This window comes from Citrobacter sp. Cpo089 (assembly GCF_030332695.1).
Classification (GTDB): Bacteria; Pseudomonadota; Gammaproteobacteria; order Enterobacterales; family Enterobacteriaceae; genus Citrobacter; species Citrobacter portucalensis.
Window position 1 is genome coordinate 80,493 of sequence record NZ_JAOWHJ010000050.1, and the last position, 12,238, is coordinate 92,730.

11 protein-coding genes are annotated in these 12,238 nt (G+C 51.9%); 4 read left to right on the forward strand and 7 right to left on the reverse strand.

The genetic code is table 11. From position 1 onward, the window contains the following. Positions 1 to 85: 85 nt before the first annotated feature. From menA to priA, 6 genes are all read right to left on the reverse strand, one after another. Positions 86 to 1,015 (reverse strand): 1,4-dihydroxy-2-naphthoate polyprenyltransferase, encoded by a 930-nt coding sequence (menA, locus tag OGX92_RS09265; protein WP_003825185.1) that lies wholly within the window; start codon positions 1,013 to 1,015, stop codon positions 86 to 88. Positions 1,016 to 1,082: 67 nt separating this feature from the next. Further along, positions 1,083 to 2,414 (reverse strand): ATP-dependent protease ATPase subunit HslU, encoded by a 1,332-nt coding sequence (gene hslU / locus OGX92_RS09270; protein WP_003028803.1) that lies wholly within the window; start codon positions 2,412 to 2,414, stop codon positions 1,083 to 1,085. A gap of 9 nt (positions 2,415 to 2,423) precedes the next feature. Beyond that, positions 2,424 to 2,954 (reverse strand): ATP-dependent protease subunit HslV, encoded by a 531-nt coding sequence (hslV, locus tag OGX92_RS09275; protein ID WP_003028805.1) that lies wholly within the window; start codon positions 2,952 to 2,954, stop codon positions 2,424 to 2,426. 91 nt (positions 2,955 to 3,045) lie between these two features. Further along, entirely contained in the window at positions 3,046 to 4,020 is a 975-nt protein-coding gene (gene ftsN / locus OGX92_RS09280; RefSeq protein ID WP_072025521.1) for a cell division protein FtsN, read from the reverse strand. 93 nt (positions 4,021 to 4,113) lie between these two features. Then, positions 4,114 to 5,139, reverse strand: coding sequence for a DNA-binding transcriptional regulator CytR (gene cytR, locus OGX92_RS09285; RefSeq protein WP_003825179.1), 1,026 nt, complete (start codon positions 5,137 to 5,139; stop codon positions 4,114 to 4,116). Positions 5,140 to 5,295: 156 nt separating this feature from the next. Continuing rightward, entirely contained in the window at positions 5,296 to 7,494 is a 2,199-nt protein-coding gene (gene priA, locus OGX92_RS09290) for a primosomal protein N' (RefSeq protein WP_286586459.1), read from the reverse strand. A gap of 204 nt (positions 7,495 to 7,698) precedes the next feature. On the opposite strand from priA, the gene rpmE reads away from it, so the two are divergent. The 3 genes from rpmE (at position 7,699) to OGX92_RS09305 (ending at position 10,434) form a co-directional block, all read left to right on the forward strand. Further along, positions 7,699 to 7,911 carry a 50S ribosomal protein L31 gene (gene rpmE, locus OGX92_RS09295; RefSeq protein ID WP_003028810.1) on the forward strand — a complete coding sequence of 71 codons (213 nt, stop codon included), beginning with the start codon at positions 7,699 to 7,701 and terminating at the stop codon, positions 7,909 to 7,911. Between the two features lie 339 nt (positions 7,912 to 8,250). After that, entirely contained in the window at positions 8,251 to 8,931 is a 681-nt protein-coding gene (locus tag OGX92_RS09300) for an oligogalacturonate-specific porin KdgM family protein (protein ID WP_003825173.1), read from the forward strand. Between the two features lie 78 nt (positions 8,932 to 9,009). Continuing rightward, positions 9,010 to 10,434, forward strand: coding sequence for an MFS transporter (locus tag OGX92_RS09305; protein ID WP_003825170.1), 1,425 nt, complete (start codon positions 9,010 to 9,012; stop codon positions 10,432 to 10,434). A 58-nt stretch (positions 10,435 to 10,492) separates the two neighbouring features. Here OGX92_RS09305 and metJ read toward each other — a convergent pair whose 3' ends face one another. Next, positions 10,493 to 10,810: a met regulon transcriptional regulator MetJ gene (gene metJ, locus OGX92_RS09310; protein ID WP_003825168.1), complete on the reverse strand. Its 318-nt coding sequence runs from the start codon at positions 10,808 to 10,810 to the stop codon at positions 10,493 to 10,495. A 265-nt stretch (positions 10,811 to 11,075) separates the two neighbouring features. On the opposite strand from metJ, the gene metB reads away from it, so the two are divergent. Next, positions 11,076 to 12,236 (forward strand): cystathionine gamma-synthase, encoded by a 1,161-nt coding sequence (gene metB, locus OGX92_RS09315; protein WP_003028818.1) that lies wholly within the window; start codon positions 11,076 to 11,078, stop codon positions 12,234 to 12,236. Positions 12,237 to 12,238: the final 2 nt, after the last annotated feature.

Genomic DNA, 12,238 nt, shown 5'->3' on the forward strand with positions numbered 1-12,238 from the left:
ACGTTCAGTTGCTGCGAGAATTTTTAGTATATCGCGCTATGTGTACTGTTGGCAAAATCATCAATTGTTAATTGATATTTGTCAGTTAAAGAGACCACTGACTTAAGAAAATTCCAACGACAAACAGCAGGTTAGTTAACAATGCCGCTTTTACGGTGCGTTCCAGCATCGGACGCATTGCTGCCGGGTCCATCTCGCGCATTACATAGCGAGCCTGTTTGATCAGCAGCGGAGCGGCGAGGATAAACAGCCATCCCCACAGGCTTTGCAGTGAGAACAGGTTGAACAGTGCCAGACAGACCAGCGTGCCCATCAGCAGACAGGCGTGGTAGCGGCGGGCATTGACGGCGCCTAAACGCACGACCAGCGTGTTCTTGCCGTTCTCTCTGTCGCTGTTGATATCGCGCAGGTTGTTGACGTTGAGCACGGCGGTTGCCAGCAGGCCGCAGGCGGTGGCAGGCAGAATCAGCGCCGGAATCAACGTATGAGCCTGCAGATACCAGCTTCCCATCACACTGAGCCAGCCGAAAAATACCAGCACAGAAATATCGCCCAGGCCGATATATCCGTAAGGGCGATTACCCACGGTGTAGGTGATCGCGGCGATAATCGACAGACCGCCGAGCACCAGGAAACCGACAAAATCCGCCAGCGTGTGACAGGCTACAGCTACCAAGGCCAGCCCGGACAGACAGATCAGCACCACGGTGACGATCAGCGCGCGCTTCATCTGCTGTTGGGTGATAACCCCTTTTTGCATACCGCGCAGCGGTCCAATGCGGTCGGGCTTGTCGCTGCCTTTGACGGCATCGCCATAGTCGTTAGCGAGATTGGACAGAATTTGCAGCAGTCCCGCCGTAATCAATGCCAGCAGAGCAACCAGCGGATCGAAGTATCCTTGCCACCATGCTAATGCCGTACCGACGATGATCGCCGCGAAGGCGAGCGGTAAGGTCTTAGGTCGTAAACTTTCCAGCCAGGCTTGTGAGCGGCTAATTTGTTGTTGTTCAGTCATATTTAGCGCCAATAAAAATGGGGCTTTATCAGCCCCATCAACAGTGATGAAAATGCATTGAACGCGATTATAGGATAAAACGGCTCAGATCTTCATCTGCGACCAGCGCATCCAGATGTTTGCTCACATATTCGGCATCAATTGTGATGCTTTGGCCGTTCAAATCGCTCGCATCATAGGAAATATCTTCCATCAGACGTTCCAGAACGGTATGCAGACGACGTGCACCGATGTTTTCGGTGGTTTCGTTAACCTGCCAGGCCGCTTCGGCAATGCGCTTAATACCGGATTCAGTGAAGTTGATGTCCACACCTTCAGTCGCCATCAGCGCTTTGTACTGGACGGTGATGGAGGCATTCGGTTCGGTAAGGATACGCTCAAAATCGCTGGTGGTCAGCGCCTGCAGCTCGACACGAATCGGCAGACGACCCTGCAGTTCTGGGATCAGGTCGGACGGTTTGGCTACCTGGAATGCACCAGAAGCGATAAACAGAATGTGATCTGTTTTCACCATGCCGTGCTTGGTGGAGACAGTGCAGCCTTCAACCAGCGGCAGCAGGTCGCGCTGTACGCCTTCACGGGACACGTCCGGGCCGGAAGATTCGCCGCGCTTACAGATCTTGTCGATTTCGTCGATAAACACGATCCCGTGCTGCTCAACGGCGTCGATAGCTTCTTGTTTCAGCTCTTCCGGGTTCACCAGTTTGGCCGCTTCTTCTTCAATCAGCAGTTTCATCGCGTCTTTGATTTTCAGCTTACGCGGTTTTTGCTTCTGACCGCCCAGGTTCTGGAACATGGACTGCAGCTGGCTGGTCATCTCTTCCATTCCTGGAGGCGCCATAATTTCAACGCCCATCGGTGCGGCCGCGAGATCGATTTCGATCTCTTTATCATCCAGCTGGCCTTCACGCAGTTTTTTACGGAATGCCTGACGTGCTGCAGAAGGTTCCTGCGGCTGCTCTGACTGTCCCCAGTTATTTTTAGCCGGTGGGATCAGCACGTCGAGAATGCGCTCTTCCGCCATCTCTTCGGCACGGAAGCGGTTTTTCTCGATTGCCTGCACGCGGACCATTTTAATGGCAGCATCGGTCAGATCGCGGATGATGGAATCAACTTCTTTACCAACATAGCCGACTTCGGTGAATTTTGTTGCTTCGACTTTGATGAACGGCGCGTTGGCCAGTTTTGCCAGACGACGGGCAATTTCAGTTTTACCGACGCCGGTCGGGCCAATCATCAGAATGTTTTTCGGCGTGACTTCATGGCGCAACTCTTCGTTGAGCTGCATACGACGCCAGCGGTTACGCAGGGCGATCGCCACGGAACGCTTCGCGTTATCCTGGCCGATGATGTGTTTGTTCAGTTCGCTGACAATTTCGCGTGGGGTCATTTCAGACATGGGGGATCCTTACGCTTTGGAGTTCAATTCTTCGATGGTATGGAAGTGGTTGGTATAAATGCAGATATCCCCTGCAATATCCAACGCTTTTTCAGCAATCTCGCGTGCGCCAAGCTCGGTGTTTTCAAGCAGAGCGCGTGCAGCAGCCTGGGCGTAGGGACCGCCGGAGCCGATAGCAATCAGATCGTTTTCTGGCTGGATGACATCGCCGTTACCGGTGATGATGAGCGATGCAGTTTCATCTGCGACGGCCAGCAGCGCTTCGAGTTTGCGCAGCATACGGTCGGTACGCCAGTCTTTTGCCAGTTCAACGGCAGCTTTCACCAGGTGACCCTGGTGCATTTCCAGCTTGCGTTCAAACAGTTCAAACAGCGTGAATGCATCCGCAGTACCGCCCGCAAAGCCCGCGATGACTTTATCGTTGTACAGACGGCGGACTTTCTTCACGTTGCCTTTCATTACGGTGTTACCCAGTGTGGCCTGACCATCACCAGCGATTACCACATGGCCGTTACGGCGTACGCTTACTATTGTTGTCACGAGCAGACCCCTTGGTTACAAATGCAATGTACAGGCCCCGCACAGTGTACGGGGCGTAATGCAAGTATAGATGGGGGAGATTTTGGGGGTTTCAACCCCCAGTGGAGAGTCGAATGCAGTTTGTGTGACCAGCAACCTTCAGGCGGCTGATGGTGTTGTCGGCATTCTCTTTGCCTTTGACCGGACCAATGACCACACGATTCCAGCCGTTATTGGTGGTTATACGGGAGTTAAAGCCTTCAAAGGCCAGCTGTGCACGCACAGTTTCTGCCTGCTCAGCGCCTTTAAATGATCCGCACTGAACCATCCAGCGGCGTTCATCTTTTTTCTCAGCCGTCTGTTTTGGCGGCTGCGTTTCATTGGTTATTGGCGCGGCCGGCTGCGGTTTTGGCTGAGCAGCGGTGGTATGCGCTGGCGTTTGCAGCAGATCCTGATACGGCTGTTGCGCCGCCGGTTTTGGCTGCGCTTTCGGCTGCTGTACCGGCGCGGCTTGTGCTGTACGCGTTTGCTGCTGCTGATACGGCTGTTCTGTTGCCCGTGGACGCGGCTGCTGAGCCTGCTGCTGGGCATTGTTCCACTGCTGCTGTTGCACCTGACGCTGACGCTGCAGCGTTTGCTGGCGCTGTTCAGCCGTTTGCTCGTTCCACGGTACTTCGTTGAGCTGTGTCGGCTGTTGACGCATATCAGCCTGCATTTGCGCCAATAGCTGACGCTGCTCATTGGTTAGCTGATCGGCATTCAGCACCTCGCCGCCCGCAGACGGTTCGGTAGGCGCACGTACGCCAGGCTGACGGCTCTCCAGCTCTTTGATGTATCGCCAGCGCTCTTCCGGTTTTGGCGGAATGCCATTACCGGTGACTTTCTGGTTTTGCAGCGTTTCGGACTCTTCTTTCTTGTGATGCGTAATGAAGTACAGACCACCGATAAAGGTCACGAGTACGGCTGCAGCAATAGCAACCATTGCGGGCGATACCGCAGGCGTATTGCGTTGTTTTTTCCGTGATGTGCTCTTCTTGCGCCGCGAAGGTGCCGGTTGGCCGCGACGTACATAATCTCGTTGTGCCACTATCGTTTCGCTGTATTTATTCGTTCGTCAGCCCGCCATGTTACTTAAGCGGCGGGCCTTTGACCAGACAGGGGAGTCCGAAAGCACTTTACTTTACGTCAGTGCCCGGGTAGTACCCCGAATAATAAGCTCGCAGTCCAGTAAACGTGAGCCACTGCTGACGCTCTGCCCTTGTAATTGATCGAGCAGTAACAGCATAGCTTCACGTCCGATATCGAAACGCGGCTGTGCGACGGTTGTCAGGGGTGGATCACAAAATTCCGTGAGCGAAATGTTATCAAAGCCAATAATGGATAAATCATCAGGGACTTTCAGACCCTGGCGTTTGGCGTAAGAGAGTGCGCCCAGCGCCATGACGTCGCTGTGACAAAAGACCGCGGTAGGCGGCTGCGGTAGTTCAAGGAGCTGCTTCAGTGCATTGGCTCCCGCTTCATAGGTAAAGTCACCGCGCGCGATAAAATGCGGATCGACCGTAATTCCGCTGCGGCGTAACGCCTGAACGTAGCCTTGCAGACGGTAATGGCACAGCGGCATATCTTCGGGGCCGGCGATACAGCCAATGCGTTTATGCCCCAGTTCCAGCAGATAATTCATCGCGTTAAAGGCGGCGGTGAGGTTATCAATGTGTACGGTAGGGAGTTCCAGCTCTGGTGCGAACTCGTTCGACATGACCATCGGCGGTAAATTGCGCTGCTCTTCCACGCTGGCATCAAACGGCAGGCGCGAGCTGAGCAGTACCATGCCATCGATCTGCTTGGTGATAATGAGGTTAAGAAACGTCTTTTCCTGTTGGTTCTGGTGCGCGCAGTCGCCAATAAGCACCAGGTATCCCTGTTCTGCGGCAGTCACTTCAATGCCACGAATCACTTCGCTAAAAAACGGATCGCAGATATCCGGCACAATCACCAGAATGGTACGCGACTCATTACGCTTAACGTTACGTCCCATTGATTGGGGTAGATATCCCACTTCCAGCGCTGCCTGCTCAACCTTGTTACGGGTTGACTGCGAGACTTTGTCCGGGTTCATTAATGCGCGGGATACGGTTGCCGTTGAGACTTTCGCCTTCAGAGCAACATCTTTCATCGTAGCGGCGGCAACCTGCTTATTCGGTTTCACTCTTTCTCCTCGCCAGAGAGCTGCTGGCACAGACTCGTCCCTGGATAACCTTCATCTGAAACATTTTTATCAGATAGTGAATGGAAGCGGTTACAGAATTTTCATAAAAAGTGTGATGGATCTTTAATTTTACGATCCGCCTCGCATCGTGAGGGGTTATCCCTCGATGGGATCGACATCCAGCACCCATTTAACCTTGCGTGCATCGGGTAGCGTATTGATCAGTGCCAGCGTGCCGCTGACGATATGTTGCAGGCGAATTCGTGATGGATGTTGCAACAATATTTGCCAACGATAACGACCACCGCGTTTGGGCGCCAGTGCGGGAACCGGGCCGAGCACCCAGAGTTTGTCATCGGCCAACGGGCTGGCTTGCATGAGATTCCGTAGCTGCTGCAAGAACATTGGTGCATGCTGGTTGTTATGATCTTCTGCCCGCACGATCACATGGCTGGTCCACGGTGGAAGCTGGAGCGTTTGTCGCTCGGCCAGCGCCTGTTCGGCAAACGCGTCATAGCCTTTATACAGCAAGGTTTGCAGCAGCGGATGTTCAGGATGGTGCGTTTGCAGCACCACTTCGCCTTGCTTCCCGGCGCGTCCGGCACGGCCAGAGACCTGCGTATAGAGCTGGGCGAAGCGTTCTGCTGACCGGAAATCTGCGGAGAATAGCGCGCCGTCAACGTCCAGCAGCGCCACCAGAGTGACGTCCGGGAAGTGGTGGCCTTTGGCCAGCATTTGCGTGCCTATAAGTATTCGTGCGCCGCCGCGATGCACTTCCGCCAGATGCTGCTCCAGCGACCCTTTACGGCTGGTGGTGTCGCGATCTATACGTGAAATTGGCACACCGGGGAAAAAAGGTGCCAGAGCCTGCTCAAGCTGTTCGGTGCCGAGTCCTACCGGAACCATATGCGTCGAACCGCAGGAAGGGCACTGACGCGGTATTGGGCGCTGGCTGTCGCAGTGGTGGCAACGCAGGTGGTGCTGCGCCTGATGTAGCGTGTAGTAATGATCGCAACGCGGACATTCGGCAATCCAACCACAGTCGTGGCACAGCAGCGCAGGCGCAAAACCACGACGGTTCAAAAACAGGATCACCTGGTTATCCGCCTGCAGGTGCTGACGCATACGGGCGATCAGCGCAGGGGCTAGACCGGCCTGCACCTGCTGACCTTTGAGATCCAGCACGTGCTGAGTGGCTGGGCGCGCATTTCCGGCGCGGCGCGTCAGGCGCAGCATGCGGTATTTGTTCTGCCGCACGTTACACAGCGTTTCCAGTGCCGGAGTGGCTGAGCCGAGAATAATCGGGATTTGCTCGCTATGGGCGCGGTAAACCGCGAGGTCGCGCGCATGATAGCGCCAGCCTTCCTGCTGTTTATAAGAGCTGTCGTGCTCTTCGTCGATGACAATCACGCCGAGATTTTTAAACGGCGTAAACAGCGAAGAACGCGTGCCGATAACAATCGCCGCCTCGCCATTTTTTGCTTTCAGCCAGGCTGAAAGACGTTCACTGTCGTTTAAACCGGAGTGCAGGACTTCGACCGGCGCATTAAAACGTTCGCGAAAACGGGCAATAGTTTGCGGCGTCAGGCCAATCTCCGGCACCATCACCAGCGCCTGCTTGCCCTGGGCAAGGACGTTTTCCAGAACGCTGAGATAGACTTCTGTTTTGCCTGATCCCGTTACGCCCGCTAATAGCCAGGCGCTAAAACTTTCTGAGGCGCTGTGAATCGCCCCGACGGCGGTGGCCTGCTCGGTGTTCAGTCGCAGACGCTCACCGGAAACCGCGTAGTCCGTACGCCAGTCGCTAAAGCCTGGTGTTTCGCTCGCCAGATCGCACAGCCCTTTTTTCCGCAGTGCCTGTAATGCGGCATCATTAAATTCCAGTTCAGCCACCTGGTCGCGCCAGATTTTCCCCTGGCGTAGCGCAGCCAGCGCCTGTTGCTGCTTGGGAGAACGCTTTAGGCTGTTGAGGTCAATAATCTGGCCTTCTTCAGTGGCAAACCAGTACCACATGGGCGCGTTTGTCGCCGGGCGTCCCTGGCGCAGTAAAATTGGCAGAGCGTGAAACAGTACGTCACCGATGGGATGATGATAATAATCAGCCGCCCACAACAGCAGACGCCAGACAGAGGTCGAGTAGACCGGTTCGCTGTCCAGCACTTCTAGAACGGCTTTCAATTCGCTCCGCGGCAGTTCACTGTACTCGCTGACGGAAAGGACGATACCCACGCGCTCCTGCTGCTTGCCAAAGGGCACGCGTACACGACACCCGGCTTTGGCACTCAAGCCTTCCGGCAGGAGGTAGTCAAAGGTGCGAGGTAGCGGAACAGGTAAGGCAACGTGCGCAACGGGCATTGAATCATCCTGACTTGAAATCTGGCGGGTTAGTATACACATTAGTGGAGGGTAGAATGCGGATCAGTTTGCATGAGCAGGTTAATTTCTGTATGATTCGCCGCCTTTGATGCAAATTTGTATCACTGACCTATACTATTAACATCGCGTGGTGTCTGGCGTTAGGGCTGGAAGAGCGACGCGGCCTTAAACCGAGGTTTTCCCATGAAAAAAGATATTCACCCGAAATACGAAGAAATTACTGCAAACTGCTCTTGCGGTAACGTCATTAAAATCCGCTCTACTGTCGGTCACGATCTGAACCTCGACGTGTGCAGCAAGTGCCACCCGTTCTATACTGGCAAGCAGCGTGATGTTGCTACCGGTGGTCGTGTTGATCGCTTCAACAAGCGTTTCAGCATCCCAGGCAGCAAGTAAGTTTCAGCTGTCAGAAAAAAGCGCCTTATGGCGCTTTTTTTGTTTCTGCGTTTCAGAACTGAAATATATATTGATGCATTGAATAGTCTATTTAATTTAATAAATAAAACGCTGTTTTATTTTTTCGGTAAAATATTGAGACTGGTGATCTGCATCCTTTTTATCTTCTGTCTTTTGCCACTTTTACTAGTTCCTGGCAAAATGCCAAAGGTTTCTGCTTTCTTTCTAAAATACACTTTTGTGGAAATATAAAATTAATCTAAAAGCCTTTTTGTTTTCCCATTTTATGGACAAAACGAGATGGATAATTTCCGTTATTGAGTGTGAAGAGGGATTGTCATGAAATTTAAATCTGCGTTATTACTGATTCCATTATTCTCTGCGGCCGCACAAGCGGGTTATGTTGATTACCGGCATGAATATTATGACGATGGACGTAATTACGATCGTGTTTATATGTCTCACCGTTTTGCCACGGGTTTTGGTGTCGCAGTCGAAGCCATTTCTCGTTCCGAAAACACGCAGTCAAATGATGCGTGGAATAATATGGAAAGTAACGGTAACGAGTATACCGCAAGCTACCAGTTCACATGGCAGGGTCTTGTCTGGCAGCCCGGCATTGCGATAGAAACGGGCGATAATATCGCGATTTATAAGCCTTATATCCGCGTGCAGTACAACATCAACGACAACTGGTGGACCGCGTTCCGCTATCGTCAGGAGTACATGCGCAGAAACACTGACGGCAAAGATGACCGCATGGTCTATCGTCCGGAAGCCTGGCTTGGTTATAACGTCAATGACTGGATGTTTGAGCTAAATGGTATTTATAAAATTGCCGATAGCGAAGATTTATATAACAACCGGAAAGATGATTATGAATATAACTTCCGCGTGGCGTATAAACTAGGCTCATGGGTTCCATTTGTTGAAGTTGGCAACGTTTCCTCGGGTTATAACACTACCACCACAGACGATCGTCAGACCCGTTATCGTGTCGGTCTTGGTTATAACTTCTAATCGGTAATAGTTTTCGTATTGGCTGATTACGTCGATAAGCATAGTTTGTGTGAATAATATGTCTAAGGAGTTGACATCATGTCTAATGATGGAACTATTATTGGAAATAATGAAACCACTGCCGTCAGGCCTTTCGGAATTAGAGATAAAATCGGTTATTTATGTGGTGACCTCGGAACCTGTTTTATTCTTGGCTTAGTTAATAGTTTTTTAATGATTTATTACACTAACGTCCTCGGTATTTCCGGCGTTATTGTTGGCTCACTCTATTTTGTGACCAAACTCTTTGATGCGTTCGTTGATGTTGGTGTAGGGCGCTTATGCGATACCTCTAAACTGACGGTACATGGACGTTTCAACCCGTGGGTGCGTCGCATGAAGTATCCATTTTGCATCATTGCGGTTGTCCTGTTCCTGCCGTTTGTGAATGATTTTTCTTATACGGCGAAAATCATCTACATCTGTTGCTCCTATTTCATTTACGGTTCGCTGTTATCGACCGTGAGTATTCCGTACGGTGCTATGTCTGCGGCGATTAGCTCGAATCCGGATGATCGTGTATCGCTTTCAACCTGGCGTAGCGTTGGGTCAGCAATTGGCGGTGGGGCAACTGGCTTTTTCATTCCGATCCTGATGTACACCACCCTGGTGGACGGAAGCCAGGTGATTTCCGGGCAACACTTCTTCTGGATTTCCATTGGTTGCGCAGTGCTGGGCTTGATCTTTTTATCCTTGACCTGTCATTTAACGACGGAGCGCGTGCGCGTGGAGAGAAAAGAGAGCATGCCCGTTTCGGTGTTGCTGAAGGGACTGGCACGCAATAAGGCGCTGATTGTTTTAGTGGTTGTGGATTTGCTGATTGTAATTAATCAGGGGTTGTCCGGTACCAACATGACTTACCTGTTTAATGACTATTTCCACAATAAAGAGGCGATGTCAGTCGCGTTGCTGTTTACCTTTGGTTCCCTGGTTTTGCTGGCGCCATCGGCATCCTGGCTCACGAAGCGGTTTGGTAAAAAAGAAGCCAGCGTAGGCGCGTTGCTTTTTGCCGTGGTCATGTATGTGATTATGTACTTTGTCCACATTACGGATGCAAAGGTCTATCTGGTTTTCTTGTTCCTGGCGACGCTGGGTGCAGGGTTATTCAACCTGATGATTTGGGCGTTTATGACTGATGTTTGTGACTACCATCAGTATGTCACTGGCGATCGCGAGGATGGCACGGTTTATGGTGTGAACTTCTTTGCGCGCAAGGTTGGTCAGGCATGCGCAGGGGCGATTGGTGGCTTTATGTTGGCTATCATTGGCTATCAATCATCGTCAACAGGTGGTGCAGTGCAAACCAGCATTGTGCAGGAAAATATTTATACGATGGCGAATCTCTTGCCGGCGCTATGCCTGTTTTTGGCGGCGGTCATTCTGATTTATTTCTATCCATTGAACCGTACGGAAACGCTCAAAATGGAAGAAACATTGAATAAACTCAATGGTATTAGTAAGTAACACAGTGAGAAAAGGCGGGAGCATTCCCGCCTCTACACATCCATTGCTGTTCTAACTATCAGTATTCCCACGTTTCCGGGTTGATACCCAGTTCACGCATGATTACCTTTGCTTCTTCCGGGATTTCATCACTGCGTTCTTTACGCAGGTCGTCATCGTTGGGTAAGGGTTGCCCAGTAAAAGCATGCAGAAACGCTTCACACAGCAGTTCACTGTTGGTGGCGTGGCGCAGGTTGTTCACCTGACGACGCGTGCGTTCATCGGTAAGGATTTTTAACACCTTCAGAGGAATGGAAACCGTAATTTTTTTGACTTGCTCACTCTTCTTACCGTGCTCAGCGTATGGGCTGATATATTCGCCGCTCCATTCAGCCATGAGATACCTAATCCTCTTCGTCATTAATATTGAGGCCAGAACCTGAGCCCGGACCATAATTGCGCGTAGTTTATCGTAGTGGCGTGGCCCTGACACGAAGTAAGCCGACGCAGATGTACGCTAATGCATATAATTTTAACGGCTATTTCTAGTTTGCTCAATCTATACGCAAAGAAGTTTAGATGTCCAGATGTATTGACGGCTATCGTAACTATGATTACTCTGGTGTCTGACTTTTCACCGACTCAGCCAGGATCTCCTCAATATGACGCGTAAACAGGCCACCATCGCAGTGCGTAGCGGGTTAAATGACGACGAACAGTACGGTTGCGTTGTCCCGCCGATTCACCTCTCCAGCACCTATAACTTTACCGGATTTAATGAACCTCGCGCCCATGACTATTCGCGTCGCGGCAACCCAACGCGCGATGTTGTTCAGCGTGCGCTGGCGGAACTGGAAGGCGGTGCTGGTGCTGTGCTGACCAATACTGGTATGTCGGCGATTCATCTGGTGACCACGGTCTTCCTCAAGCCAGGCGATCTGCTGGTCGCACCGCATGACTGCTACGGCGGGAGCTATCGACTGTTTGACAGTCTGGCAAAACGTGGCTGTTACCGCGTCCTGTTTGTCGATCAAGGAGATGAGCAGGCATTGCAGGCCGCATTGGCGGAAAAACCGAAGCTGGTGCTGGTAGAAAGCCCAAGCAACCCGCTGCTGCGCGTGGTGGATATTGCGAAAATCTGCCAGCTGGCGCGTGAAGCTGGCGCGGTCAGCGTGGTCGACAACACTTTTTTAAGCCCGGCACTGCAAAATCCACTGGCATTGGGCGCCGATCTGGTGTTGCATTCATGCACGAAATATTTAAACGGTCACTCAGACGTGGTGGCTGGTGTTGTGATAGCGAAAGATCCGGAAACGGTCACTGAACTGGCATGGTGGGCGAATAATATTGGTGTGACCGGCGGCGCGTTTGATAGTTATCTGCTGTTGCGCGGCCTGCGTACTCTGTCTCCTCGAATGGAGGTGGCGCAACGTAATGCTCAGGCGATAGTCGATTATCTGCAAACTCAGCCGCTGGTGAAAAAATTGTATCACCCGTCATTGCCGGATAATCAGGGCCATGAGATTGCTGCGCGTCAGCAAAAAGGCTTTGGCGCGATGTTAAGTTTTGAACTGGATGGCGATGAGCAAACGCTGCGCCGTTTCCTCGGCGGGTTGTCATTGTTTACGCTGGCGGAATCGTTAGGGGGCGTTGAAAGTCTGATCTCCCACGCCGCAACCATGACACACGCGGGCATGGCACCAGAAGCGCGTGCTGCTGCCGGGATTTCCGAAACGCTGCTGCGTATCTCCACCGGAATTGAAGATGGCGAAGATTTAATTGCCGACCTGGAAAATGGCTTCCGGGCTGCAAACAAGGGGTAAAC